Origin of the sequence: Rhizobium leguminosarum bv. viciae USDA 2370 (assembly GCF_002008365.1) — a bacterium.
GTDB lineage: Bacteria > Pseudomonadota > Alphaproteobacteria > Rhizobiales > Rhizobiaceae > Rhizobium > Rhizobium leguminosarum.
In genome coordinates this window covers 139,824-166,821 of the sequence record NZ_MRDL01000032.1, presented here as the reverse complement: position 1 = coordinate 166,821, position 26,998 = coordinate 139,824, and the positions used below count along the sequence as shown (strand labels likewise).

Here is a 26,998-nt window from a genome sequence, read left to right as displayed (position 1 = left end):
CTCAAGTGGCCGCGCTGTCACGTTGGCCGGTTTCGCTTCCTAAGGGACACACTCTTCAAACTTCCCTCAATTTTACCCCAAATAGATCGTCATGCATGCGCTCGACCGCGATTCCCATTCCTCCCATGAGGGCGGCCCGGTTCCCAAAGCGACTGATCTCGATGCGCGGCGGATAAGGTGTGCAACGCGGCAGGAAACCGCGGATGGCGTTTACGAGTTCCGGTCTTGCGCCGATGCTGCCACCGGTGATTACCAGTTCAGGATCGAGTGCCGCTCCGATCGCAGCAATGGCGACTGCGACCAGCCTTGCCGTCTCTTCGATTGCGGCCACGGCGCTTGTTTCTCCCGCATTAAACGCGGCGAAGAGATCGGCCACGGTGGATGCATTACGCCCGCCGAAACCGACGTAGCGGCGCAACATAGCGACGCTGCCGACCGCACTCTCAAAGGTTCCAAGCGTAAATCCACCAGGATCAAAAGCATCTCCACCGATCGGAAGATAGGCGATTTCACCGGCCGCCCCACGCGCGCCGCGCAACAGAGTTCCGTTGGCGATGATGCCCATGCCGACGCCCGTGCCGAGAGCAACGAAAGCAAAATTGCTGGTTTCGACACCGTGTCCCCGCCATTTCTCCCCTTGCGCGGCCAGGTTGACGTCATTTTCAACGATCACGGGTATCCCCATTCTGTCGCTGAAGACTTGCCGCAGATTTATGGCGTCGATGCCGGGGATGCTTGGCGCTACGTTGATATGTCCGGTGGCCGGATCGAGCACACCGGGACTGCCGAGAACGACGAGACGAAGTTTGTCGGCAGTCGTCCCGGCCGCAAATGCGAGTTCCACGATAAGATCACTGAACTGATTGACGAGATGCATTCCGCCGCGCGGATCGGTGGATACTTTGGTTTCAGCAACCACATTCCCTAACAGATCGCAAATAGCCGCAGCAATCTTGGTGCTCCCGAGATCGATAGAGACGGCCAGTCCCGCCCTGGCATTGATTTCATAGGTGATCGCATTCCGGCCCGGGCGACCATCAGTCTGCCCGACTGGTTTCAGCCATCCGTCATCCTCGAGGTCGCGCACGACATCGGAAATCGTCTGCTTTGACAAGCCGGTCAGCTTGGCAATATCGGCGCGAGAGATCGATCCGTTCGCGAACACGGTTCGGATGACGGCATTGGTTGAAATTTTTCGTGCGATCGGAGTCTGTGCGACAGAAGATGTCATTGCCATCCGGCTAGCTCAGTCCAATTAGTTCGGAGCGCATACTTAATGGGACGATATTGGGTTCGCAACTATCGCGACCAACCGGAGTTCAATACATCGAAGTAAGTAATTTGTCTATGTCCTTGACAAATGAGAGGCCAGCTGTAGGCTTTGGATTAACGTGCGATGAAAATGCGCGATGAAATAAAGAGGGTCGAGTAGAAGTATGCGCCATACGTATCGTCTGGTCAGCCGTGCGCTCGCCAAGATCGCCCAAAGAGGAACCGGCCGAGGCTTACCTGGCTATTTCCCTTTTTGCGCCCCGCCGACCCCTTGAACCTGGCTGCCGAGGATTTGCTCATGATGAAGCCCTCGATTGATGGACAGCTTTCCGCCGAGCAACCTGTTCTACTGCCGATTATGGCACCACGCCTTCAGGCGGATGTTCATCCAGATAGGTACGCTGATCTCGCCTTGTGGCGAGCAGGCAGCTCTGGGCGTGTGAGATTTTCTCCAATCAAGGGTCCTTATACCTACGAGACAGGGCCTTGCCGTGCCTCGCAGAAACCAGGAAGTACTTCAACCCAATGCCTGGTCAATCCGCATAGCAAAGGCGACGGAGCCATCGCGCTCGAATTCGGAAAAGCCAAGGTGACGGTAGAAACCCTTGGCGCGTTCGTTGTTTGGGTCGACCCCGAGATGCACGGCTCCGACCCCGCGGTTTCGAAGCGCTTGAAGCTCCGTGCCGATCATCCTGCGTCCCCAACCGCTTGCCTGAAGTCCGGGAAGGATGTTGATGTGAAGATGCGCCGGATACTGGTCTTGAAGCCACGCCGTTCCGCTGCGCGGATTTTGAATTCGTTCCATCACGTCGGCGTCGCGCGGACGGGTGGGTGCCAGTCCCGCAAGCTGCTGGCGGACGAACGGCCACCAGTTTGTCTGCAAGTCTCTGTCGAACCCGCCGGTGTCCGGTACCCCCACGACATAGCCAACCGGCTGGCCGTCCTGAACGAGGACAAAGGCAAAGTCTCTGGCGAACTTGAGGTAGGGTACCGACCAGATGTAACCGGGCAGATGCGGGTCGCTATAAAGCGTGCTGGCATCATGACCGCCATTTGCGGTTTTCAGGCAGATGTCGAAAAAGGCGTCGATATCCGCTTCAATCGCGGGGCGGATGAAGCAGCTGGTGTCCATCACTTTGCCACCTCCTGCGTGGCGCTTTGTCATTTTAGGTCGCGAGAGGTGCGGATGCATTGACGATTACCTCAGATTCGCCAGCCAGGCAAAGCTCTGGGGGAAGAAAACGTTCGGCCGGTGCTTGGCGCACGGCCTGAGCGGGAGTGGAGAATAAACCAGATGAGGTGGAGCAGATGACAAGAACCGTGAAATCGATCAGCATACTGCCGGCATACGGATTGAAAGCAGCTGTCGCGCTTGCTGGCGCGGCGCTTTTGAGTTTTGGCCTTTCGGCAGCCGCGCGCGCTGACGACCTGGCTGTGTGGGATGACCAAACCTATGAAGGCCAGAGTGCGGTCATAGAGCTGCTTAACAAGGAGTTCGAAGCTGCCCATCCCGGCGTCACAATCAAACGCACCGCCCGCACCTTTGATGACATGAAGCTGACGCTGAAGCTTGCGGTTTCGGCGGGTGACGGCCCTGTCATCACGAAGGTCAACCAAGGTGCCGGTGACATGGGGGCGATGGTCAAGCAAGGATTGCTCCTGCCGGTTGACGACTACATCAAGAAATACAGCTGGGACAAGCGCCAGTCAGATTCAGTGCTTGCTCGAGACCGCTGGGAGGATGGAAAGTTCGGGGTCGGCAAGACCTACGGCATATCAGGGCTCGGCGAGATCGTTGGTCTATTTTACAATAAAAAGATCCTCGACGATGCGGGAGTAGCATTGCCGCAAACCTTCGAGGAGTTTCTGGCCGATCTTGATAAGCTGAAGGAAAAAGGCGTTGCGCCCTTCATGATGGGCTCGGCAAAGGAGCATCTGGCCCTGCACATGATCGGCGCCATCGACCAAGCGCATATCGACGCGAGCAATCGCGCCGAACTTGATGATCTGATCTACGGCAGGGGCGGTTCCTGGAACACCAAGGGGAACATCGAATCCGCAAAACTCGTGCAGCAATGGGCACAGGGCGGCTATTTTTTCCCCGGTTTCGAGGGCATCTCGGGTGACGACGCCGTCCAGCTTTTCATTTCCGGGCAGGGCGCGTTCCTGATCTCCGGGACCTGGTATTTCGGTGACATGCAACATAATCCGGATATCGGGTTCATGGCCATTCCTGCCCCGAAAGGCATCTCCAAACCTTTGAGTGTCGGAGGCGTGGATCTTGCCTGGGCGATAACGAGCCTTGCCAAAACCAAGGCAACGCAGGACCTGGCAGGCGACTATATCGACTATATGGTTTCGGAAAAGGCTGCTGAAACCTGGGCCGCTGCCGGCTATCTTCCGGCAACTTCGCTGGCGGCCGACGCAAAGCCAAAGCTCACGCCGCTCCTCAGCTCCGGCATCGAAATGTGGAAGACACTCAACGCGAACGACGCGCTCGGCCATTACCCCGATTGGTCGAGCCCAACGATGCTGAAGACAGTCGACGACAACACGCCGCTTCTTCTGTCCGGCAATATCACGCCCGAAGCCTTCGTCGATGCCATGGACAAGGATTATCAGGCGTACCTGAAGGACAAGAAATAAAGACTGCGAGCGCTGGTCACGACCGTCCCTTGCGGTCGTGGCCTGAGTCTCGTCGATCCAAATAAATGAGCACTGCAATCGGCTTGCTGCGCGATGATCACAGCTTTGGCTTTATGGAGTACTGGATGAAACGCTCCGCACTTGATGGCTCGCAACAGACCAATTTTATCTATTTATTGCCTGGATTGCTGTTCTACGCGGCTTTTGTCTTTGGACCGATCCTCGCGGCTTTGGGTTTGAGCCTGACAAGCTGGGACGGCCTGAGCATGCCCAAGTGGGTTGGTTTGGGCAATTACGCCGATCTCTTTTCTGACAGTCGTTTTTATATTGCCTTGCGTAACAATGCCGAGCTTATGATCTTCTACTGTGTCCTGCCGCTTGTGCTCGGCATCGCTCTTGCTGCTTGCGTCTGGAATCTGAAGCAACGCGAACAACTCGCCCTGCGGACCTTCTTGTTCCTGCCTTACATCATGCCGACTGCCGTGTTGGGCATCATCTGGGCATGGCTCTACAATCCTGCATTTGGCCCGTTCAATCAGTTTCTGAGAGCGGTGGGGTTAGGCGCCTTCGCACTGCCGTGGCTGGGCGATTTCAATTTTGTGCTCCCCGCGGTCGGGATCGTTGCCACATGGTATTTCTTCGGTTTTTGCATGGTCATCTTTCTGACCGGAATTCAGCGCATCGACCCGTCTCTTTTCGACGCTGCCAAGGTCGATGGCGCTTCGGCGCGCAAAACCTTTTTCTGGATAACGCTGCCGCTTCTATTGCCTGAAATAAGGGTGGTTTTGCTTCTGACGGTCATAGCGTCAATCAAAAGCTTCGACCTGATTTTTACAATGACCCGGGGTGGACCAGCCAACGCTACGCTCGTGCCGAATATCTACATGTATCAGCTCGGCTTCGAGCTCAATCGGTTCGGCGCCGCGGCGGCCATCGCCATTGTGGGCGCGATACTCACATTCGTCATCAACTATGCAATTCACCGATTTGTAGGATCGCAGCATAAAGGATTGGCTTGATGGGCCGTTCATTTAACATTTCCGCCGGTCCGCTATTCCTCCGCATTGTCCTCTGGCTTCTTGCTTTCGTCACGATCATCCCCTTCCTGCTCCTGCTTCTAACCTCAATAAAGAGCAAGGCTGACGTTCTGCAGGGTGCATTCGCGTTGCCGGCATATCCACATTTCGAAAATTACGTCGATGCCTGGAATGCCGGACATTTCAACATCTACTTTTGGAATTCGATCATCGTTGTCATACCCGTCGTCGCTGCAAGCGTCTTTTTGGGCCTGCTGACCGGCTTTGCGTTCGCATACCTGTCATTTCCGCTGCGGCGTACGCTGTTCGCTATCCTGACCCTCGGCATGATGGTGCCGGCGGAAGCCTTCATCATCCCGCTTTATTATGAAATGCGATATCTCGGACTGATCAACACCTATGCGGCTCTGATTGTGCCGCAGATCGCGATGTCGATCCCATTCTCAACGATCTTCCTCGCCAGCGCGATGCAGCAATTGCCGGAAGAAGTTCTCGAAGCGGCGGTTCTCGATGGCGCCGGACGCTTCTATATCCTGCGCAAGATCGTTATCCCCCTCATGGTGCCGGCAATGTCGACGCTGGCGCTGTTTCTGTTCATATGGACCTGGAACGAGTTTCTCATTCCGTTCATTCTGGTCAATGACGACGCTTATCGGACGCTGCCGCTCGGCATGCTGTTTTTCCAAGGGCGTTATACCGTCAACACGCCGGTTTTGACCGCCGGCGCGGTGATCGTGATTTTCCCGCTCATCGTGACTTATCTGGTTTTCCAGCGACGGTTCATTGCCGGCCTGACGGCGGGAGCGACGAAATAGACAGCCGATGCGGTCGGCGGCATGGTCTCACACCGCTCCCCTCACTCTTCGCTCACGCTTGTGGCGCACTTCCAGCGCCGCGCAGCCCCAGACCGTGCCAAGCAGCAGATAGACATGGCGCCAGTGGTCGATGTCGATGACGTTGCCGATTGTCGCATGGCCGAGAACCGAGATCCAGGCGATCATCAGAAAGGGCTGCCACGGCCGGTCGAGCAGCAGGTTTCGGAAGCCGAGAGCCAGCGTCCAGAGAAGCATGCCGACATAGCTGACGAAGCCGAGCCAGCCATAGGTGGTCAGCGATTTCAGCCAGATATTGTGCTCGTCTTCGGGAAACATCGTGCCGAACACCAGCGGGCCGATACCGAACGGGCGCTCCATCATCATGGTGAAGCCGATCCGGTGGCGCTCGAAACGGCCGAGATGTTCGCCGTCATATTGCTGCACCAGCTGGGCGCGCGCCGAAAACAGTTCGGCGACCTTCGGGATCTGCAGTGCCACCAAGAGCGAGGCGACCAACAGAATGATCGCCGCCAGCGACAGGACCAGGACTCGCAAGCGAAAGGCGCCGCTGCGCTCCTTCAGCAGCATGATGAAGATCAGCAGCGCCACGCCAAGCGCGAAGAGCCCCCAGGCGGCACGGGAAAAGGAGAGGAAGATGCCGAGCGCAAGCACGAGCAGGGCCGCGGCCTTCAGCGGCGATTTCTTCAGGTCGCCGGCCAGGATGCCGTGGATGAGATAAAGGGATGGCGGCACCAGGAAGGGGCCGAAGACGTTGGGGTCCTGGAAGGCGCCCTTGGCGCGGTCGTAGAGCGTGAAGACTTCCGCGCCCGGAAAGGCCTGGAAATAGCCGAGTATGCCGAGCGCGGAGGTGGCGACGGCGGCGAAGGTCCAGGCGTTGAAGATCAGCGGCAGCCGCTTGTGGCTGTCCTCGATGATCGCCGCGTAGAAGACTGCCGTCAGCGCCAGGAAGGTCGACACCGCGATATACATCGGCCCGGTCGCCAGGTCCTTCATCTGCGTCAGCGACAGCATCCCGCCGATATTGAAAGTAAGCAAAAGGGCGAGCAGCGGCGCCACGCCGCGCGAAATCCTTAAGCCCAGGATGAACCAGAGGCCGATTAGCCCCGCCATCCAGAGTTCATAGGGCGCCGGCTCGTCGATCACGAAGCCGGAAAGGAAGACGCCGAAGGCGACAAAGGCCGAGCCGATCAGGCGCAGCGTCATCCGCTGCGGCTGGGCGACACGGGAATATGTCGCCTCGATCGCGCTCAATAGGCGTATTGATTGTTCACCGGCGTTCATTGGTGTTCACTCAAGCATTTGATATTATTGGATATTTGTGCTTTAATGAGCATGGTTGTTCACCGTTGCTTGCCCTCGCTTTTGGGCACTTTTGGTCACTAAGAGGCACGAAAATGGCATTCGAATTTGACACGCCAGCGAAGCGGTCGAAGCTTCCAATTGCGAAGAAACCGGTATGGGCGAGGATCGCCCCCGGCGTGTTCCTTGGCTATCGTAGGTCGCCGGAAGCTCGGAAATGGCTGGTCCGGTACGGTCGCCCCTATGTGATGTCGGTGTTCGCAAATGCGGATGATCTCGAAACAGTCGCAACTGGCGTTGAAACGCAGACGTTCACGCAAGCTACCTCTTCAGCGTTAAAGATCGCTGAAGCGGCGAAAGTTCCTATCTCTCGCTCGGCGATCCCTGTGACCGTGCGGCTTGTGATTGAAGAATACATCGCTGTTCGAAACGCGCGTGACGCGAATATCAAAGGTCGCGAAGTTAGGTCAGACGCCGACACCCGCCTGACGAAGCACGTGCTCTCTGACGCGGAACTGGCGGACACGATGTTGCGAAAGGTGACGGCGGACACCTTGCGTGAATTCACGGATGGTCTGGCATTGAAGCCAGCGAACAAGAAGCGTCTCTGTGCTGACCTGAAGGCCGCATTGCGCGCGGCATGGGAAAAGTACAGGAAAGCGCTTCCGATCGATTGGCGGGACGAAGTAACCATTGGCCTCAAGACCGGCGATGACGTCGAAAACAGTCGGGAAATCCAAGTGTTGTCGCCGGAGCAAATGACGACTCTGATGACGACGATCAAAGAAGTCGATCGTAGCGAAGGATGGGAAGGCCATCTCTATCGTCTTTTCACTGCGCTAGCGGCAACCGGGATGCGATTCTCCCAGTTGGCGCGCATGACGGGTTCGGACGCAAGAATCCAACAGCGTGGGCTTGGGAGCGACTGCGTGTTGATGGTCCCAGCATCCCGCAAGGGGCGGAAGAAATCGGCAACCAAGCCGATCAAACGCATCGTGGCGGCGACAGATTTCGAAATTATCAGACCCGATGAATCGATCGCAGCGAATGAGCCGCTTCTAACCCGCCTTCAGAATGTCGAAATCGCGCCCTTGGTCTGGCAGTCAGGCGCGCGAGTGGCTTGGCGGTCGGCTTCGGAGATAGATCGGGTGTGGAAGAAGATCGTAAAACGGGCGGGCATCCCAGGGCATACTATCCCCTATGCGCTTCGGCACACATCCATTGTCCGGCAGCTGAAAGCGGGACTACCCGTGACCATGGTTGCGGCACTCCATGACACCAGTCCCGCCATGATTTCGAAACACTACGCGGCCTTCATTGTGGACGCTTCAGATGACATGATTGCGGCTGTTACGTTCGGTATTGCCGCCTAGTTGCCGTTAGCAACAAAATTGCTGACCCGCCCGAAGCGCTTCGGGCGGGTTTTTTGATGAATTTGTTTTCCAATTATCGGCACAGACAGGAATTTCCTACCTCGCCGATGCCCGCACCATTTTTGACTGGATAACCCTGAAATTGCGCTAAGTCATTGCAACCAGTAGATGTTGACAAGCGACAACGGCTGTTGACAAGCGACAACAAAAAATTCGGAAACGACTTATAAACGCAAGCCATTGAAAAGTAAGAGGTATTGAACCGTGGGAACCGTTCAACTATCTTCATTGTAGTTGAAGCAACAGCAATAAGGTCCACCATGAGCCATCAGATAGAAAGTGCAGTTTCAGTCACCGAGTTTTGCAACCGATACGACATCGGAAGGGGTACTTGGTACAACATGAGAATTCGCGGAGAAGCGCCGGATTTTTTCGGATCGGACGACGGGTTGTCATCCCGGTATCGGCCATCAAAGCTTGGGAAGCAAAGCGACTCCAAGCTGCGCAGTAAGCTTATGAGATACCTCGAAAGCCGGAGAAATTTTCGAGTTCAACAGAAACAGCCGCTTCGGTTGGAGAGTCGAAGCGGCTGTGAAGTTCAGCGAAATTAGGAAATGCACTAAATGGGAAGCAATATCTCCGGCGCGGAGATTCAAGTTCCGCGCGCTCTATACCACCCCGGCCCGTTCGAGGGGCCACTTGATCTAGCTTCAGCTGCAATGGCGATATGCGAAAATAACGGCGTTGAGATCATAGCGCTGACGCGTGGCGTTCGCGTTCCATTCGAAGCTTCGGTCGTTTTCCTGTCAGATGAAGTGACCGCTACTGCTTTGACGGAACTTTGCGACGCCGCTCCGACGTGGACGCTAATAACAAGGCCCGCCAACGTAGGCGACCTGATGCCAGCCCTCATTTCAGCCGTTCGAAACAATCGACACGCAGCGATCGTCGTGACGACCCCGGAGCGGGTGGAGCACTGGCTTTCAATCGCTGGCACTGACCTTGTCCATGTCGCAATCGATGATCCGATAGGCTTTTTCGGCGACGTGATCGGCGGTGAGGCATGAGCGATCAGCTTGACACATTCCTTCGCGACTACCTTGCGCCTTCCGGCTCGATTCACGTGGTCGCCATTACTCCGGACGCATTCGACCCGGCGCACGCCGTTAGCGGCGCTTGGTTCGGCAACGACTGGCAATCCGCCGTGTCGTGGGTCCAGGCCGAAAACGCGAAGGGCAGAAACACCTATTGGACGGTGAATTTCGTTCCGACCGGGTTCAGCAAGAACAAGCCGAAGAAAACCGACATTGTCGGCATTCGTTGCGCGCATGTCGATATCGACCCGCCGAAGGATAACCCCGCATGGGACAAAGAAGCCGCGCTTGCTGATCTGATCGCACGCGGTGCGCCGTCCGTGGTCATCGATTCGGGCAACGGGCTTCAAGGGCTGTGGTGGCTGACCGAATCGACCGACGTCGCCACGATCGAACAAATCAACCGGGGAATCTCCGATCGCTTCCAAGCCGACCATTGCTGGAACGTCGATCGGTTGCTACGCCTTCCCGGCACAATCAATCACCCTGACAAGCGCAAGCAAGCTCTAGGGCGCGTTCCGTCACCCGCCGGGCTGTCGGTGCCCTTCAATGGTGCGACATACGCGCCGGCGGCGCTCCTAGCCGCCTTCCCGGCGTCACCGGTTGCTGAAAGCCACATCGAAGAACTGCCGGACGGTCCGTGCGACGGATACACCGGGCCGGCGAGCGATGAAGAACTTATTCGGCTGATGCTTTCGAGTAAGGGAAGCAACGACGTCATGTTCGGCAACAAGGCGTCGTTCCGCGATCTGTGGACCGGCGACCCCGAAGCGATGAAAAAGTTCTATCCGTCTGATTCGGATGTGTTCGGCCGGTCTGACGCCGATTTAGCGTTGCTTGCCCATCTGGCATTCTACACCGGCCGCGACGCCCGGCGCATGGATCGGCTGTTCCGCAAGTCCGGGCTGATGCGCGACAAATGGGACAGGGACAGTTATCGGGCAATCTCCATCGGCAAGGCGCTGAAAGGCTCCGGCTCGTTTTACAATGTGGTCCGCGAGACCCGCACCGCCGCGCCGGCGACGCTGCCCGGCCTTCCTGGATTGCCGGGAATGACAAGCGTCAGCTTGCAAGCTGACGAGGTTGGGGCTTCGGAAGATCAGATTTCCCAGTTCTTCGTTCGAACCCACTCGGATACGATCAGGTATTGCCCGCAAACGGGCGAGTGGTTGCGGTTCGACGGGGCCGTATGGCGTCATGATTATACGGTTCGCGATGATATCCGTAAGACCTGCGCCGACCTAGTTGAACGCCTTCCTGAAATCAGCGTGGCGCAGCGCAACAAAATTCGGTCGCTGCCAACGATCCGCAACACGCAGGCATTGGCCGAAGCGAACCCGGAAATGCATGTCCAACTGACGGAGTTCGATCGCGACCCTTGGTCATTGAATACACCGTCAGGAGTGATTGACCTCCGAACGGGGATCGTTCGCAAAGCTACGCCCGAAGACCGATTCAAACAAATGACCGCCGTTGCGCCATCCGCTGAAGAGGACTGCCCGACGTGGCTCCGGTTCCTTCACACGACCACGGGGGGCGATAGTGCGATGATTTCCTATCTGAAGCGCGTCGTCGGCTACAGTCTGACCGGCATTTCAGCGGAACACGCCGTCTTCGTTCTTCACGGTCATGGGGGCAACGGTAAGGGCGTGTTCATGTCAACGATCGGCAGCTTACTTGCAAGCTATGCGACGACCGCTGCAACCGAAACGTTCGTCAACACGCGGAACTCTCAGCACCTGACGTTCATTGCGTCATTGAAGGGCAAACGGCTTGTTTCCGTCCCGGAAATGCCCGATCAGGTCACTTGGAACCTTGGCCGCATCAAACAGATTTCGGCGGGCGATCCCATCCAAGCGAATTCCATGCGTGGCGATCCCTTCGAATTTACTCCGGCTTGCAAACTGCTGTTTGCGTGTAACGAACCGCCAAGTCTCACCAGCGCCGGGAACGACGTTCGTCGCCGTTTCAATTTCCTACCATTCACGACCACGGTCACACCGGAGCAACGCGACAAGCATCTTGTCGAAAAACTTCGCGCGGAATGGCCGGGGATTCTTCGGTGGGCATTGAATGGCTGTGTCGAATGGCAGTCGCTCGGGCTTCAAGCCCCTGATGCTGTCTTGCGCGCCACCGCTGAATACATCGACTCCGAAGATGTGGTTGGTCAGTGGCTGGAGGACGTATCGACCCTTGATTCGACGGCTGTGGCTTCGAACTCCGAAATCTTCGGTTCGTGGACGTTTTGGGCAAGCTCTAACGGTCATGAGGTAGGCAACATGCGAAGGCTCGGGAAGCAGTTGCGCAAACGTGGGCTGATGGAATCAAGGTCAGGCGCAACGCGCGGCTGGAAAGGTCGTTCGTTCAGACCGTTGCCGCCACCGGGTGATACAAGTCGATCATTCGCAGCGGCCTAAAGCAACAGTAGCCCCGGTTAAAACGCCGGGGCTAGTTCGTTGTGACGTTTGATCGATGAGTGTGACGTTCGGGAATGGGAAACGTCATTTAGCAATCGTTTGAAATAACAACGGAAATGACGTTTGTGACGTTTGTGACGTATTATTCGACATATAAAACGAAATAGAATCCAAGCATCAGCGTTCGTTACATCGTTCAGATTCATCCTATAGCAGCTTAACCAGCAAACACGTCACAAACGTCACAAACGTCACGACGCTGTTGTGGACATGACGAAGCCGGTCCATCAGCGAAGATCAGTTCGTTTGGTTCATTTTGAGCGCTCGGAACGCGAACGTCCGCAAAGACCGATCAGCCGACTTTTTCTTCGCGCGCCACCTGTGACTATCCGACAAATGCGCCGACAACGCCCATTGAAGGCGTAAACTGAACATCTATGAGCACTTCTAAACAACTGTAAACAATAGGCAATCATCCGTTTGAGCCGTATGATAGTGCCCAATGGTGCCGAATACAGGTGTTGAATGCAGAACTTACCGGGCGTTGCGCCCACGATACAAAACGAAAGGCCATCCAAAGCCACCCACTCGCAAAGCACAAAGGCGAGGTTGCTCACGCTTGACGACCTGGACGGGCGCACGAGCGCCGCACAGATGGCCTATGCGCTCCGTGACGCGATTGCGGCGGACCTTGGCGGCATGGATAGCCTAAGCGCCCTGAAGCGCGAACTGGTCAACTCTGTGGCTATCATGAGCGCGATCGTCACGGATGCGAACGCCCGGTGGCTTCGTGGCGAACCGGTCAGCCTTGCCGAGATAGCCACGCTGTCAAACGCCCGCCGTCGAGACGCACAGCTTTTGGGGCTTGAACGTGTTGCGAAGGACATCACCGACCTAGACGCCTACCTATCGGGGGGCGCTGCATGTCCCTGAACAAGCGTGTTCCCATCCGCGACGCCCTTCAGCGGTCGGACCTACTTGGTTCAGCACTCCCCGGCGACACGTGGCTTCCGCACCGAACCCTTCTGATCGCTGCGATGGGAGAGGAACTGACCGATCAGGAGCGGGAAGTCTTCCACATGATCACGGGGCGCGACCGCGAACCGGGCGTTCAAGCTGACGAACTGGTGGCTGTTCTCGGTCGTCGCGCTGGAAAGACCCGTTCAGCCGGGACGCTTGCCGCATACGTGGCGACTCTATGCGTTCACGACTACCTCGCCGCTGGCGAACGCGCGGTCATTCCGATCCTTGCCGGTTCAACGATTCAAGCGAACAACGCGTTTCAAGCTGTTCTCGGTGTCTTGGAAGAGTCCCCGGTCCTGTCGAGGCAGATCGAAACATCCAACACAGAGATGATCAAGCTCAAAACCCGCTGCGACGTTTCCGTTCGGCCGGCGTCGTTTCGCACGATCCGTGGGGTGACAAGTCCGCTGGTGTGCGCGGACGAAATATCCACATGGCATAACGATGAAACGAGCGCGAATGCCGATGTGGAAATCCTGAATGCTGCGCGTCCGGCGCTCGGTACGACCGGCGGTTTGCTCTACATGTTTTCGTCGCCTTGGGCCAAGAAGGGCGAACTGTGGACATCGTATCGTCAGCACTTTGGACCGAACGGCGATCCGACCGTCATCGTTGCGAAAGGGACTTCACGAACCTTCAATCCGACTCTGCCGCAACGTGTTGTCGATCGTGCCTATGAGAAGGACGCTTTCCGCGCCGCTGCCGAATATGGAGCCGAATTCCGGGACGGTATTTCTTCCCTCCTGACCGCTGAAGTCGTTGATAGCTCCATCGATCACGGGACATTCGAACGCGCACCAGTCGCCGGTGTGAAGTATGTCGCGTTCGTTGATCCGTCAGGCGGTAGTGTTGATAGCTTCACACTGGCAATCGCCCATGCCGAAAAGAGTGTCGCAGTCATCGATGCAATCCGGGAACGCAAGCCGCCGTTCAGCCCGGAAGCGGTCGCAGCCGAGTTTTGCGAGCTTTTGGCGACATACGGGATCGCAGCCGTTACCGGCGACCGATACGCGGGCGAGTGGCCGCGCGAACAGTTCCGGAAGCGCAACATCGAATATCGATTGTCGCCGAAGACGGCGTCCGAAATCTTTGCCGCCGCCGTCCCGATGTTCAACTCACAGAACATCGGGATTGTCGAACATGCCGTGGTGATCCGTCAGCTTGCCGCGCTCGAACGCCGGTCTTCGCGCGGTGGCCGGGAACTGATCGGGCATCCCCCCGGTGGTCATGATGACGTGGCCGTTTCGGTGTGTGGTGCGGCGATTGAAGCTGTTCGTCGACAGGTCGCACCGCCGATGTTGGTTGCGCCACAACTGATTCCGCTAGTCGATTGGTAAGTGTTGTCGGGTGTCAACTATAGACACAGTAAAGCCGCCGGGTGAACCCGTAGGCAATGGGTTATCCGGCGGCTATATTGACTGTCAGCAAAACAGAAATGGCAGATTAATACATGGGCACGACGATTGCCAACCCCGAAAATATCCAGGCCGAGCTTGAGAAGTTGAAAAGCTTCTACGAAGCGCAGCAAAGGCTTCTCCTTGATCAGCAAGAAGAAGCTGAACGCGTCGCGGCTGAGAAGCGCGAAGCTGAGCAGGCAGCGAACCGGGCGGAACGACATGCCGAAGCCGACGCATCAGCGCGGCAATTGATGGTCCACACCGCCGCGATCGACAAGCTTCTTGCTGAAGTTTCCGAACATCTCCGCGCCCGTGTCGAGCTTGCACGCGAAATTCGCCGCATCGCCCCTGAAAAGTGGGGTGCCGGCAACGTCTTCGAACATAACTCGGCACCGAGCAGCGCCATCACACATTCCGGCGTTGGCTATTACCTGAGAATGCCTGTTCGCGGTGGTCTCAGCCTGACCGAGCATGATTTGAAGTTCCTTCAGGTGTTCGATCTGACCAATGCGAAACCGACGCGCAAAGGTAAGTCCCCATGAAGCCGGAACGGAAGATCGTGAAGAACCTGACGCTCCGGGAAATCAGCGGCGTCACGATCCCCGCGCAGTCCGGGGCGCTCGTAACCATAATGAAATCAGCCGACCCGGTCGTTACGCCTCCGGCGACATTCAATCCGTGTGAAGTGAGCCCGGAAGGGAAGGCGCTGATATCCAAATTGCTCGCTGCGATCCGTGGCGAAGCCATCACCAAATCCCATAATGAGGAACCCCACAACATGAGCAACGAAACCCATTACGAACGGCTGACGAAATCTTATGCGGAACGCCACGCCGTTAGCATCGGGAAAGCGGCGCAAAAGCTGTTGCAAGACGATCCCGTCGCGGTCGCTGACGCGTACGACCGCGACGAGGAAGAAGCCGTCAAGCGCCGTTTCGCCGAAGCAAACCGGCGTTAACGAAAGTCCGGCGTTGATCGGGGGCACAGGCCACTCGCGATGTGGCCCGATTGTCGATCGACGTTTTTCAGCAAGCCGAATAGGCCCGGTCGGCTTGCTCTTTCTCCTTGATGACGCGTTTGCCCCTTTGCGCGCCATCAGGCGGCGGGAGTCCTGAACAGTTCCCGCCGCCATCAATCATCGCCGCGATCTGAGCGTTTCGACCGTCGCCGCGATTGATCCGCCCGAAGATGAACCTACAGTGTCTTCGGGCGGTGCCGTTTTCAATTGGTGAAAGTGAAGAATGGCAAAACGCCAGAGACAAGAGCAGCTTTTAAATGATCGTCAGCGCCGGACGATTCTGATGCTGTCAGATTCCTATGGGCTCGAAGCGATAGCCGAACGTTTCGGGTTTAGCTTGGCCGAAGCGAGAGAAGCTGTTCGCAGTTGCCGCGATTGGGCACGATCGAAAAAGAAAGAAACGCCCCAGGTCGAATGGGGCGCGCAGTACCGGATTTGGCTTCGTCAAGAAGTCATCAAGCAAATCGGCTAGCTAAATGAAGCCCTTGATGCCAGTCGCCACGGTGCCGTTCGTGTTGATGCGAAGAATCTTGCCCATGTACTGAGTACCGGCAACGCATCCGGGGAAAACGCCGGTGGAACCGTCAGCCATCAGAACCGAGACGTTGCCCGGCGCGGTCACCATGAACGCGCGGATCGGCTTGGTAAGCGGCACCGTATCGGACGGTGTGACGGAAACGATCCCTTGCGGAACCTGCGCTTCCTTTTGGTTTTTCAGTTGTTCGGCGAGAATGCCCACGGTGTCGTATCCCTCAAGTTTCCTTGAGGCGATTTTACTGATGATCCCGGGCATTGAATACGACGCTACAAAACATCTACGATTAAAGCGCTACCTAAAAACACAAAAGCCGCCTCGCGGCGGCTAATGGCGCATATTAAAGGCGACTCACGCAGCCTTCGATTGATCGTCCGTATACTCAATTCGCGATTGATTGCTCATAAGCCACGAAATTTTCTTGATATCGGTGCCTAAGCTTTTCGCTGAATTTAAGCAAGATTTCTTCAGAGCGGCGACAAACATTTCGATCTCCATTAGGATACGTCGATCTTGGTCACGTCAACAATATGTAACCAGTTTCCAGCAAATTCAATGGGAGACGTCCCATTCATTTCGCTTTTCATTGAAGCGACAATTCCTTGCGCGTAGCTTCTATCAGTTGCATTTCCAAGATAGATGCGAACTGATTGCGCTAAAAGATCGCCTTTTGCAAGCTTTATCGCTCCAACGATATAAGAAACGGTAAATTGCGCTAATGTTTCCGGTTTTAATTCATTTTCATATCGGGGATGAAGCGCATTCCAAACTAGGCGGACTTCCGCGTGTGGAGTTCGAGGAAGTTTGTGGTTGATATGGGTAAAACCTTCATAGGTTTTTTTGCCACCATTCTCATCGATGAGCGCCCATATGCCATACGTCGGGTCTTGTGGCTTTTCCCCGCAGATGCGTTCAGCATGATCGAGAAACGGACGGCAGTGATCATACAAGAGACCGGAATCGCCGTCAAAGTGTGGTTCCCACTGTGTAAGCAGATCTTTGAACCCTGCCAAATCTATTCGCGCTAACTTAAACATGCTGCTCCCTGCAGTTGCGTAACGCGACTGTCATAGCAATGAACGACGAACAAGACGAGAGCGTGCAACTTAAAATAATCAGCCTCACACAGCTGCCGCGCTTACTCGCCTTTGATGCCGAAATCCTAAGTGACGGGAAATCACTTCATGGATTACCTCAGAAGGTAACTTCAGTCTTGTTCCGTGATCATCAAATGCGAGCTAACGGACCTAGCCCTGCTAACCGCGTTTTACCGGCATCTCCAGGGTGATAGACGCTCCTTCAATGTGAATGGTCACCGAAACCCTTTCGGGCTTGCCGAACTGCATATAGCCAACTGGACCGCCCGTCTGCGTCTCAGCGGCAAAATACGCGGCTGTTGCAGCTTGCATGGCCTTGCCAACTCGCTCAATAATATCTGCGTTTGAATCGCCCATTGAAGATTTCCCCTTTGAATTGACGTTTGGATAGGGCGCAATCCTAAGAGTTATCTTGGTGTCCGTCTACGGACGTTGGCGATTGCTCACGGACACTCACCTACGCAATTTGGACACTGCCCTTGGACACCAATGTCTAAGCGGCTGAAAACATACAAGAATGTTCCGTTGACATTCGCGCTCAATAGGCGTTTTCCGTGTTGAGCAGTCGGATCGGCGTCAGGAACAGGATCTTGAGATCGAACCAGAGCGACCAGTTCTCGATGTAATAGAGGTCGTAAGCGGTGCGGAACTTGATCTTCTCGTCATTGTCCACTTCGCCGCGCCAGCCGTTGATCTGTGCCCAGCCGGTGACGCCGGGCTTGACGCGGTGGCGGGCGAAATAACCCTCGACGACGTCGCCAAAGGCGCGGTCGCGCGCCTGGGCGAGAACGGCATGCGGGCGTGGGCCGATCAGCGAGAGATCGCCTCTCAGCACGTTGAAGAGCTGCGGCAGTTCATCGATCGAGGTCTTGCGGATGAAGCGGCCGACGCGGGTGACGCGCGGATCGCCCTTGGTCACCGCGGCCTTGCCCGTGGGATCGGCCATGTTGGTGTACATCGAGCGGAACTTGAAGACGTTGATGATTTCATTGTTGAAGCCGTGGCGCTTCTGCATGAAGAAGACCGGGCCTTCCGATGTCGCCTTGATGGCGATCGCGGTCGCGACCATGATCGGCCAGAGAAGCGCAAGCGCGACGAGCGCGAAGAAGATGTCGAAACCGCGCTTGGCGACGGAATCCCAGTCGCGGATCGGCTTCTTGAAAATATCGAGCATCGGCACCGAGCCGACATGCGAATAGGCGCGCGGCCGGAAGCGCAGCCGGTTGGCATGCGCGGCAAGGCGGATATCGACCGGCAGAACCCAGAGCTTCTTCAAAAGGTCGTAAATACGGGCCTCGGCCGACAGGGGCAGGGCGATGATCAGCATGTCGATGCGCGTCAGCCGTACGAATTCGACGAGTTCGGCCACGGTGCCGAGTTTCGGATAACCGGCGACCATGATCGGCGAGCGCTTCTCGCCGCGGTCGTCGAAGATGCCGCAGATGCGGATGTCGTTGTCGGCCTGTTGTTCGAGGACGCGGATCAGGGCCTTGGCCGGCTCGCCGCCGCCGACGATGACGGCGCGGCGTTCCATGAGGCCGTTGCGCGCCCAGTTGCGGATGCCGTAGGCGACGAGGAAACGCTCGGCCGCAAGGAAGAGCGCGCCTGCGGCGAACCATGGAATATAGGCGTCGACCATCGCCCATGTGGTGCCGCGAAAGAGCGCGAACAGCCCGACTGTGAGGAAAAGCGCGAATGTCCACGAGGCGACGATGCGCGGCATCAGCCGCAGCTTCGCCCGAAGCGCGGGAATGGTGTAGGTGTCGGCCAGCTGCAGGCTGATGACGGTCAAGGCCGAAGCGATCGCCGCCATGCCGGTCCGCATCAGCAGGGAATCGCTGCCGTCGCCGGGCCAGAAATAGTGGACGATCAGGGCGATCGCGAAGAGCGCCAGGAATTCCAGCAGCCGCAATTGCCCGATGATGATGGCAGGCGAATTGGTTCCGTCGCGGAACTGTTCGGCAATCTGCCGGGCATAGGGGTTGATTTCGGTCGGGTCGGAAGGCTTCTCCTCACCCGTGTCGCCGCGCACTTCGATGTCGGAGACCTGCTTGCGCAGCGCTTCGACGTCGAATTGATCGCCTTTTTCCAGCTTGTTCATGGGGCCAGCTTGTTCATGGGGCATCGTCGCTCGTTGTCAGCAAGCGAAGTACCAGAAAGCCCCTAAGAAATATTTACGAGGCGACGGGCATTGCTTGGCTGGCAGCCGGGTTGACAAGCTCATGATACAATTTCAGGACATCGCGTGCCATGACGGCGGATGAAAACACCGCCTTCACCGCCTCGGGCTTCGGCATCGTCCTGGTGTGCCAATCGGGCGTGCTCAGCGTTTCCGCCATGACGCGGGCGAGATCGTCGGAATTACCGGGCTCCACCAGGGCTGCGCTGTCGGCGCCAAGCACCTCGGGAATGCCGCCGACACGGCTTGCGATGATCGTCTTGCCGGCGCCGAGCCCCTCGAGCACGATGTAGGGCATGGCTTCGGCGCGCGAGGGAACGACGAGGTTCTGCGCCATGGAGAAGGCTTCGTGGACCCGCATTGCCGGCAGCATGCCGATGCGTTTGCCAAGGCCGCGTTCGACCATCATTTCGCGGTAGCGGTCGCGATCCGGCCCGTCGCCGATCATCAGCGCCGACAGTGGCCTGCCGAGCAGCCGTTCCGTTTTGGCGAAGGCATCGACAAACAGATCGGGACCCTTGAGGTCCCGCAGCATTCCCACATAGATGAAATGCACGGCATCCGAGCGGGTCGGGATCGGCTCGAAATCGCGCTCGCCGATGCCGTTGTAGATCAGTCTCGTCTTCGTCCGCGGCCGCCCGACCTTGCGCGCGTAGGTATCGCGCTCATATTCGCAGATGAAGACCAGCGCATCGGTGAAATATTCCTGCAGGCGCTCCATCTTGAGGACGAACTGTCCTCCGAGGGAGGAGCGCGAATAATGCAGGCTTCCGCCATGCGCGGTATAGAGGCGGGCTACGCGATACCTGTTCACCCGCAACGCTGAGCCGGCAAGTCGCGCGAGCACGCCGCCCTTGGCGCCGTGTCCGTGCAGCACATCCGGCCGCAAACTTTTGATTTTCTTGTATGTGTCCCACATCGTCGCAATGTCGGACGGGCTGATCGAACGCCGGATTGGCACGCGTGTCAGGCCGAGCGAGAGATAGGGACGGATATCATCGAACAGGCTGTCCTCGTACTCGCCGCCGGTCGAGCTGTCGCAGAGGATGCCGATTTCATGGCCGGCCTTGCTGTGCTCCTCGACGAGATCGCGGACATGGCGGAAAATTCCGCCGACCGGTGACCTGAAGCAATGAAGGATGCGGAGCGGCTGCTGTTTTTCCATCGCTCAGAAAAGCCGTTCGCGAACGTAGATCGTGTCACCTGCGATGATCGGCCCTGATATATTGATGCGGCCGGTCAGCACCTGTCCATTGATCTTGCGCGTGACATCGACCATGCGCTGGTTGGCGCGGCTGGTGAAGCCGCCGGCAACCGCGATGGCATTCTGCACTGTCATGCCGGGAACATAGGCATACTGGCCGGGCTGGCCGACTTCACCCATGATGAAGACCGAACGATAGCGATCGACATCGATGGTGACGTCGGGATCGCGAAGATAGCCCTGCTGCAGTTTCTGGGCTATCTGTCCCGAGAGTTGCTGCAGGGTTCGGCCGCGGGCAGGGACCTGGCCGATGAGCGGGAAGGCGACATAGCCGGCCTGATCCACCGTATAGGTGTTGGTAAGGCTCTGCTGGTCGAAGACGGTGATGCGCAGTCGATCGCCGCTGTCCAGCGTATAAGGCTGAATAGTCGCCTCGTTGAAGGCCTTCGGTGCCGGCTTGTACGTCGTGCAGCCGCCCAATGCCGCCATCATGGCTGCAAGGCTCAGGGCCAAAAGGATCTTGGGCTGGACGACAGACATCCGCTTGTGCTCACAAAAATGAACTCGGTGCAGTCGTTATCGATCCGTTAGGGTTAATGCCCGGTAAAGGGTGCTTGCAATTTCCTGGTTTCCTTCATCGATCATCGCTCATTTCTCGGCGAGATCGCCATTAACCGTTGAGTTACCATGGTCGTTTACGCTTACGGCACCTTTGTTGTGGAGTAAGAGCATGTCCGGCGTAGCTCGTGATCAGGATGTGGACATCGACCTCGGCCAGTTGGTCCGTGCGGTCTGGGCGCGCCGTCTGCGGATTTTGACAATCACCCTCCTGGGGGCGGGTGTCGCCTTTGCCGGCGCCAAAATCATGTCGCCGCAATATCGCAGCGAAACACGCATCCTCATCGAACCCCGAGCGCCGGCCTTCGCCAGCACGCAGCAGATCAATGACGCCAGCGCCGGTCCGCTGATGGATGAACTGAACATCGCCAGCCAGGTGCAGCTTCTGCAATCGGCCGATCTCCTCAAGAGGGTCATCAACGACCTGAAGCTCTATAACCTGCCGGAATTTGACGATGCCGCCAGCGGCTCGGCCATGAGCAGTATCCTGGTGAAGCTGCACCTGAAGAAGAACCCGCTGGAAAATCCGCCTGAAGAGCGCGTCATCGACGCCTTCGTCGAGCGCCTGCAGGTCTATCAGGTGCCGGGTTCACGCGTCATCGGCATCAATTTCACCTCCAAGGATCCGAAGCTCGCCGCCGCCATTCCGAACGCCATGGCGAATGTCTACCTTTCGACCCAGAGCGGCGCCAAGCTCGATTCCAATTCCGAGGCGACCCGCTGGCTGGAGCCGGAGATCGAAGGCCTGCGCCGGAAGGTCAGCGAAGCCGAGAAGAAGGTCGCCGAATACCGCACGTCGCACGGGCTGTTGCAGACGAACGGCACGACCACTTTTCCGGCCCAGCAATTGAACGATATCTCCGCCGAGCTGACCCGCGTGCGGGGCGACAAGGCCAATGCTGAGGCGAGGGCGCAGGCGGTGCGAAACGCACTGTCTTCGGGCGAGGCCTTCGATACGCTGCCCGACATCATGTCCTCACAGGCGATCCAGCGGCTGAAGGGGACGGAATCCGGCCTGCAATCGCAGATCTCCGATCTGCAGACCAGCCTTCTCAACAATCATCCACGGCTGAAAAGCCTGCGTGCTCAGCTCTCGGATATCCGCACCCAGATCCGCCAGGAGACGCAGAAGATCCTGGCAAGCATCGAGAACGAGTCCAAGGTCGCGGATTTGAGGGCGAGCGAACTCGAGCGACAGTCGGAGACGGTGCAGGCCACGAGCGCGCGCGCCGGTGAGGACGAGGTCGGTCTCAATGCGCTGGAGCGTGAGGCAAACGCCCAGCGTCAGTTGCTCGAAACCTATCTGGTGCGCTACCGCGAGGCCGCCTCCCGTGCCGACAGCAATTCGAGCCCTGCGGATGCGCGGATCGTTTCCAGGGCTGTTGAGCCGGTCGATCCCTATTTCCCCAAGGTGGTGCCGATCGTTGTCGTCGCTGCTGTCGCGACGCTGATCATGAGCGCCATCGTCGTTATGCTGGCCGAACTCTTCAGCGGCCGGGCGCTCCGCCCAGCAGATGTGACCCCGGAGGCAATCGAGGCAGAAGCGGTCGTCGAGGAGAAGCATGTGCCGCAGGCTGCTCCGATTGCCACTCCCGCCAGAAAACCCGTTCAGCCGAGCATGCTCGCCGTTGTCGCGGACGAAGAGTATGCGACCGAGGACGCGGAGGCTGCCGAGGAGGCGCCAGAGGATGAGAATGAATTCTCCGTCGCCTCAGTTGCAGACTATCTGACTGGCAGCCGCGCGCCGCTGGCAATCGCCATATCTCCGACTGGTGACAATGGCTCGGCGGCGACGGTTTCGCTAACCCGCATGCTCGCCGACGCCGGCCGCCGCGTCATCCTGATCGACATGACCGGTTCCGGCTACCCCACAGAACTGATGGCCGAGGACCAGGCCGCCCTCGGCGTCACCGATCTGCTTTGCGGTGAGGCCGCCTTCGGCGATACGATCCACGGCGACCGCCTTTCCGATGGCCATCTCATCCCTCAGGGCCAGAGCGACGTGCGCCGCGCCATGCGCGGTGTCGACCGGCTGTCGTTGCTTCTCGATGCGCTCGCCGCCGCCTACGATCTCGTGGTGGTCGAATGCGGTTCGGCCGATGTCGCTGGCGTCTCGCGGCTGACGCGCAGCCGGGACGTCGAGATCATCCTCTCGCTGCCTGAGGTCGAGGAGACCATTTTCGTTGCACTGATGACGGAATTCCAGGCCGCAGGCTATGAGCGCGTCGTGCTGATGTCAGGCGGCGAAGGGGCCGAGCAGACGCTCGGCCGGGCGGCATGAACGGGATCAACCGATCCGTGCCCGGATGCCCTGGGTGAATTTATAGAGCTTCGGGCGCGCCTTGATATGCGCCTTGCCGCGGGTGACGATCCGGTGCGCGGCGCCGGCGATCACACCGAACGGCGAGACCGGCAGCACCACGTCGTAGTGTGGGGTCTCGACCGGCGCCCAGGAGCGCTTGTAGGTCTGGTCGCCGAGGCCGAAATCAAACAGCGCGACACCCTTGCCATGCAGTCCCGAAATGGTCTGCCAATAGAGGAATTCGCCGGGGCTCGTATCCGGCACGAGTTCTTCATCGATCGCGCCGAACTGGCAGATGATGTGGTCGCCCTTGCGCGAAATACCTGAAATCGCTGCGATCTTACCCTCATGCCCGTCCTTGAGCCGGAGTACATGCATCTGCAGCCCGAAATACTGCTTGCTGTCATCCAGCTTGTCGAGCAGGCCGTGCAGGAAGGCCTGCGTTTCCCTGTCGGCGAAGACGTCGGGCAGGCCGAGGTTGGCGAAGCGGGCGCTCTTCAGGCAGAAGAAGATATCGAGCAGGCGGTGCTGTTCTTCCGATGTCCCGGGAATGAGGTATTCGAAGCCGCCGGCCGCCTCGAGACGTTTCGATTGAACGCGGAATTTCTTGCGCCGGTTCTTGGCGTTGAGCTGCTTCAGCGTTTCCTCGAACGTGGGAAAGAACGGCAGCTGGTAGGCATGGTTCTGGTTCTGCACGATCGGCAGCCCCGTGAGCGGGGTCTGTCGCCCGCGCCATTCCAGCGGAATGTTCTGCAGCAGCAGCAGATCGGCCCGGCCCTTGAGTGCCTGCTGAAGCTGGCCGGCGAATTTGCCGGCGTCGATGGTTCCGCCGCTTTCTGCAAAACTCTCGGAGAACAGGCCGGTATTGATGTTGCTGTGATCGGCTGCGATGAACTTCGCGACCGCGAGCCCCCGGGACTTGACGATTTCGACCGGCAGAATGAAAGCCGTCTGGTCGGCATGGGTGCCTTTGAGGATTGCAAGCGGCCGCTGGAAGGCGCTCACCCAGGCAGTGCACCAGTCGTAGCTCTGATGCAGGGACTGGAGATTGTCGCGCTCCAGCGCCCGCCACTCATCCTCCAGCGGCTGCATCGTATCGAAGACTTCGATGTCGATTTCGGCCATGGCGAGTTTCATGCTCAGCTGGCGCAGGCGCGAAATGGCCGCTTCGGCCAGCGCCTTGTCGGACGGCTGTTCATGGACATCGAGCTTTTGCGTCTGCACGGTTTTCTCCGGTCAAGAATGCTGAACGGGAAGGTAGGTATGCCAGACGTATATTTGGTTTAACCGCACGCGATGGACGAGGTTTTCCGCGGATCACGGTTATTCGGCCGTTAATGGCCCTACTTCTGCGGCGGCCCGGCCATCCATTTGATGAGCACCATCGCCGGCAACACCCAAAGCAGGCCGGTGAACAGGAAGTAGAGCAAGTGTCCCCACCAGGGCGCGTTGCCGAGCGTTGCCACCGCGATCGTATTCGCCACCAGCGCATAGACGAGCACGAGCACGATGATCAGGATCGTGCCGATAAATTTGCGGAGGCGGATGGGCATCGGCTATCTCTTGCAATGGATGGGTCGAACCGGCGCGACGGCATGCCGCAAAGGTTCGGGGCTTGTTTTGCATGAGCCGGTGGGGCAAATCAACTGCCGGGTAGAAGGAGACATCATGGCCGTCGCAAACCCGACCACGGAACAGGCGATCCTGAGCGAAGTGCGCAGACAAAATCGTGACCGCCGCGCCTTGCGCCTCTGGCTCGGTTTCGTGCTTTTGGCGCTCTTCTGTCTCGTCCTCGTCGGCGGCGCCACGCGGCTGACCAATTCCGGCCTGTCGATCACCGAATGGAAGCCGATCCACGGCGTCATCCCGCCGCTGTCGGCTGCCGAATGGGAGGAGGAATTCCGCCTCTACCAGCGTATTCCCGAATTTCAGCAGCTGAACAATTCCATGACCGTCGATGAGTTCAAAGGCATCTTCTGGTGGGAATGGGCGCACCGGCTGATCGCCCGCGGCATCGGCGTGATCTTCGCGCTGCCGCTCATCTATTTCTGGCTGACCGGACGGATCGAAAAGCGTCTGCGCTGGCCACTCGTCGGCATCCTGGCGCTCGGCGGCCTGCAGGGTTTTATCGGTTGGTGGATGGTGTCCTCGGGCCTTTCCGTCCGCACCGACGTCAGCCAGTACAGGCTGGCAACGCATCTCGTCATGGCCTGCCTGATCTTTGCCGGCTGCATGTGGATCATGCGTGGTCTCGCCAGACATTCCGATGATCCGGCGCCGGCACGAAGCTCGCGCGGTTTTGCCGCCGCGATCGCCATTTTCGCACTGTTCCAGATCTATCTCGGCGCGCTGGTGGCGGGGCTCGACGCCGGTTTTTCCTACAATACCTGGCCGCTGATGGATGGCGCCGTCATCCCCTCCGATCTGTTGATCCAGCAGCCCTTCTGGATCAATGCCTTCGAGAACCCGAAGACGGTGCAGTTCATCCACCGCATCGGCGCCTATACCCTCTTCGCATTGACGCTGATCAACATGGTGATCGCCCTTCGCGCAGCACCTTGGACCACCCATGCACGCCGCGCCGTCCTGCTCTTCGCGCTGGTGACGCTGCAGGCGGCGATCGGCATCGCCACGCTGCTGATGCAGGTGCCGCTTCACTGGGGCCTGCTGCACCAAGCCGGTGCGCTGGTGGTTTTCGGTTTCGCCGTCGCCAATTGGCGCGGCTTTTACGGCGAATATCCGCATGGGACGATGATCGCCGAACGCGATTGAAGCGAGCTGCCTTCTCGGGGCGGATCTATCGCAACACCCCATCGAGCAGCGGCATGCCGATGATCGCGGCGGCGGCTATCAGGATGTAGCAGGCGATGCGGAAGGTCCGCTCCTCGGCAAGCCCGAACAGTTTCGAGCCGCCGTAGAGCCCGACCGCATAACTCGGCAGGATCACGGCGGTCAGCGCGAAGACGGCAGGCACGAAAAGTCCGCCGACATAATAGCTGATGGCGCTGAAGACGGACGAGATCGAGAAGTAGAGCACGACATTCGCCCTGACACGGGTGAAGTCGCTCTTGCCGCCAAGCCAGTAGGCGACGACTGGCGGTCCGCCGAGTTGTGCGGCGCCACTGAAAAGCCCGGCGATCAGGCCGACGCTGCTGCTGAGCGGTGCAGAAGGGGCGCCGTGGTAGCGCCATCCGGATGCGAGAAGCGCGAGTAGGGTGATGGCGATGATCGTGATGCTCCAGCGCAGCAGCATCGGATCGAGCAGAGCCAGCATCGCCGTGCCGGCCGGCACGCCGACGGCGGCGCCAGCCGCCATGACGAAGACCTCGGGCCGGTTGGCGCCGCGCCAGGCGGGAGGGATCATCCCAAGCGCCGCAATGCCGTCGATGACGAGCAGGATCGGCGAGATCAGCTTCGGCCCGACGATCGCACCGCCGAGCGGAATGAAGATCAATGCGGCGCCGAAGCCCGAAAAGCCGCGGGCGAGCCCGGCGATGAAGGCAAACGCCATCAGCGCATAGATGCCATGATCGGGAAGGGCGGCGTCAAACCATGCGCTTACGCCAGCGATAAGCGCATCCAGCGTCATGACATCGGCTCCGTGATTCGGGATTGGCAGCGAGGAAGGTCCGCTCTCATAGCCCAATCGTC

25 protein-coding genes and 1 pseudogene are annotated in these 26,998 nt (G+C 58.2%); 14 read left to right on the top strand and 12 right to left on the bottom strand.

Features of this window, described 5'->3' with window-relative positions; genetic code table 11:
* Nucleotides 1-55: 55 nt before the first annotated feature.
* Nucleotides 56-1,237, bottom strand: coding sequence for an ROK family transcriptional regulator (locus tag BS629_RS14430; RefSeq protein WP_018241543.1), 1,182 nt, complete (start codon nt 1,235-1,237; stop codon nt 56-58).
* Nucleotides 1,238-1,570: 333 nt separating this feature from the next.
* On the opposite strand from BS629_RS14430, the pseudogene BS629_RS40345 reads away from it, so the two are divergent.
* Nucleotides 1,571-1,747, top strand: a pseudogene (locus tag BS629_RS40345) (glycogen debranching protein); the annotation flags it as partial.
* A 42-nt stretch (nt 1,748-1,789) separates the two neighbouring features.
* Here BS629_RS40345 and BS629_RS14425 read toward each other — a convergent pair.
* A complete protein-coding gene (locus tag BS629_RS14425; protein ID WP_020493384.1) occupies nt 1,790-2,404 on the bottom strand; it encodes a GNAT family N-acetyltransferase in 615 nt (204 codons plus the stop codon).
* 176 nt (nt 2,405-2,580) lie between these two features.
* On the opposite strand from BS629_RS14425, the gene BS629_RS14420 reads away from it, so the two are divergent.
* From BS629_RS14420 to BS629_RS14410, 3 genes are all read left to right on the top strand, one after another.
* Nucleotides 2,581-3,918, top strand: a complete 1,338-nt coding sequence (locus tag BS629_RS14420; protein WP_018241545.1) for an extracellular solute-binding protein — start codon at nt 2,581-2,583, stop codon at nt 3,916-3,918.
* Between the two features lie 125 nt (nt 3,919-4,043).
* Complete coding sequence (locus BS629_RS14415; RefSeq protein ID WP_026188356.1) at nt 4,044-4,937, top strand: carbohydrate ABC transporter permease; 894 nt, start codon at nt 4,044-4,046, stop codon at nt 4,935-4,937.
* Nucleotides 4,937-5,770, top strand: coding sequence for a carbohydrate ABC transporter permease (locus BS629_RS14410; RefSeq protein WP_018447497.1), 834 nt, complete (start codon nt 4,937-4,939; stop codon nt 5,768-5,770). Before BS629_RS14415 ends, BS629_RS14410 begins: the two co-directional genes overlap by 1 nt.
* Before the next feature lie 27 nt (nt 5,771-5,797).
* Here the strand turns inward: BS629_RS14410 and BS629_RS14405 are convergent, their stop codons facing one another.
* On the bottom strand, nt 5,798-7,042 hold the full coding sequence (locus BS629_RS14405) for an O-antigen ligase family protein (protein WP_018241548.1): 1,245 nt from the start codon (nt 7,040-7,042) through the stop codon (nt 5,798-5,800).
* Between the two features lie 143 nt (nt 7,043-7,185).
* On the opposite strand from BS629_RS14405, the gene BS629_RS14400 reads away from it, so the two are divergent.
* From BS629_RS14400 to BS629_RS14365, 8 genes are all read left to right on the top strand, one after another.
* Nucleotides 7,186-8,463, top strand: coding sequence for a tyrosine-type recombinase/integrase (locus BS629_RS14400; protein WP_158081459.1), 1,278 nt, complete (start codon nt 7,186-7,188; stop codon nt 8,461-8,463).
* Nucleotides 8,464-9,086: 623 nt separating this feature from the next.
* Complete coding sequence (locus BS629_RS14395) at nt 9,087-9,530, top strand: hypothetical protein (protein ID WP_077988291.1); 444 nt, start codon at nt 9,087-9,089, stop codon at nt 9,528-9,530.
* Nucleotides 9,527-11,974 carry a phage/plasmid primase, P4 family gene (locus BS629_RS14390; RefSeq protein WP_077988290.1) on the top strand — a complete coding sequence of 816 codons (2,448 nt, stop codon included), beginning with the start codon at nt 9,527-9,529 and terminating at the stop codon, nt 11,972-11,974. The genes BS629_RS14395 and BS629_RS14390 overlap by 4 nt, the downstream gene beginning before the upstream one ends.
* Before the next feature lie 654 nt (nt 11,975-12,628).
* On the top strand, nt 12,629-12,907 hold the full coding sequence (locus BS629_RS14385; RefSeq protein WP_245315085.1) for a hypothetical protein: 279 nt from the start codon (nt 12,629-12,631) through the stop codon (nt 12,905-12,907).
* A complete protein-coding gene (locus tag BS629_RS14380; RefSeq protein ID WP_245315084.1) occupies nt 12,898-14,334 on the top strand; it encodes a hypothetical protein in 1,437 nt (478 codons plus the stop codon). The genes BS629_RS14385 and BS629_RS14380 overlap by 10 nt, the downstream gene beginning before the upstream one ends.
* A 113-nt stretch (nt 14,335-14,447) precedes the next feature.
* Nucleotides 14,448-14,936: a hypothetical protein gene (locus BS629_RS14375; RefSeq protein WP_077988288.1), complete on the top strand. Its 489-nt coding sequence runs from the start codon at nt 14,448-14,450 to the stop codon at nt 14,934-14,936.
* Complete coding sequence (locus BS629_RS14370) at nt 14,933-15,352, top strand: hypothetical protein (protein WP_077988287.1); 420 nt, start codon at nt 14,933-14,935, stop codon at nt 15,350-15,352. Before BS629_RS14375 ends, BS629_RS14370 begins: the two co-directional genes overlap by 4 nt.
* 283 nt (nt 15,353-15,635) lie before the next feature.
* Nucleotides 15,636-15,884, top strand: a complete 249-nt coding sequence (locus tag BS629_RS14365) for a hypothetical protein (RefSeq protein WP_077988286.1) — start codon at nt 15,636-15,638, stop codon at nt 15,882-15,884.
* On the opposite strand, the gene BS629_RS14360 is transcribed toward BS629_RS14365, so the two are convergent.
* From BS629_RS14360 to BS629_RS14335, 6 genes are all read right to left on the bottom strand, one after another.
* A complete protein-coding gene (locus BS629_RS14360; RefSeq protein WP_077988285.1) occupies nt 15,885-16,151 on the bottom strand; it encodes a spike base protein, RCAP_Rcc01079 family in 267 nt (88 codons plus the stop codon).
* A gap of 293 nt (nt 16,152-16,444) precedes the next feature.
* Nucleotides 16,445-16,984, bottom strand: a complete 540-nt coding sequence (locus tag BS629_RS38325; protein ID WP_143529703.1) for a hypothetical protein — start codon at nt 16,982-16,984, stop codon at nt 16,445-16,447.
* Between the two features lie 219 nt (nt 16,985-17,203).
* A complete protein-coding gene (locus BS629_RS14350) occupies nt 17,204-17,401 on the bottom strand; it encodes a hypothetical protein (protein ID WP_077988283.1) in 198 nt (65 codons plus the stop codon).
* Nucleotides 17,402-17,582: 181 nt separating this feature from the next.
* Nucleotides 17,583-19,145: an undecaprenyl-phosphate glucose phosphotransferase gene (locus BS629_RS14345; RefSeq protein ID WP_018241549.1), complete on the bottom strand. Its 1,563-nt coding sequence runs from the start codon at nt 19,143-19,145 to the stop codon at nt 17,583-17,585.
* Nucleotides 19,146-19,218: 73 nt separating this feature from the next.
* On the bottom strand, nt 19,219-20,388 hold the full coding sequence (locus tag BS629_RS14340; RefSeq protein ID WP_018241550.1) for a glycosyltransferase family 4 protein: 1,170 nt from the start codon (nt 20,386-20,388) through the stop codon (nt 19,219-19,221).
* A 3-nt stretch (nt 20,389-20,391) separates the two neighbouring features.
* Entirely contained in the window at nt 20,392-20,967 is a 576-nt protein-coding gene (locus BS629_RS14335; RefSeq protein WP_018241551.1) for a polysaccharide biosynthesis/export family protein, read from the bottom strand.
* Nucleotides 20,968-21,157: 190 nt separating this feature from the next.
* Here BS629_RS14335 and BS629_RS14330 point away from each other — a divergent pair, with 190 nt between their 5' ends.
* Nucleotides 21,158-23,326 (top strand): GumC family protein, encoded by a 2,169-nt coding sequence (locus BS629_RS14330; protein ID WP_018241552.1) that lies wholly within the window; start codon nt 21,158-21,160, stop codon nt 23,324-23,326.
* Nucleotides 23,327-23,332: 6 nt separating this feature from the next.
* Here the strand turns inward: BS629_RS14330 and BS629_RS14325 are convergent, their stop codons facing one another.
* Both BS629_RS14325 and BS629_RS14320 read right to left on the bottom strand, forming a co-directional pair.
* Nucleotides 23,333-24,571 (bottom strand): GNAT family N-acetyltransferase, encoded by a 1,239-nt coding sequence (locus tag BS629_RS14325; protein WP_018241553.1) that lies wholly within the window; start codon nt 24,569-24,571, stop codon nt 23,333-23,335.
* 119 nt (nt 24,572-24,690) lie between these two features.
* Nucleotides 24,691-24,900, bottom strand: a complete 210-nt coding sequence (locus BS629_RS14320; protein ID WP_018241554.1) for a DUF2842 domain-containing protein — start codon at nt 24,898-24,900, stop codon at nt 24,691-24,693.
* Nucleotides 24,901-25,015: 115 nt separating this feature from the next.
* Between BS629_RS14320 and BS629_RS14315 the strand changes: the two genes are divergently transcribed.
* The gene (locus BS629_RS14315) at nt 25,016-26,119 is read left to right on the top strand and encodes a COX15/CtaA family protein (protein WP_018241555.1); all 1,104 of its coding nucleotides are present in this window, start codon (nt 25,016-25,018) and stop codon (nt 26,117-26,119) included.
* Nucleotides 26,120-26,144: 25 nt separating this feature from the next.
* Here the strand turns inward: BS629_RS14315 and BS629_RS14310 are convergent, their stop codons facing one another.
* Nucleotides 26,145-26,936, bottom strand: a complete 792-nt coding sequence (locus tag BS629_RS14310) for a sulfite exporter TauE/SafE family protein (protein ID WP_018241556.1) — start codon at nt 26,934-26,936, stop codon at nt 26,145-26,147.
* Nucleotides 26,937-26,998 lie beyond the last annotated feature (62 nt).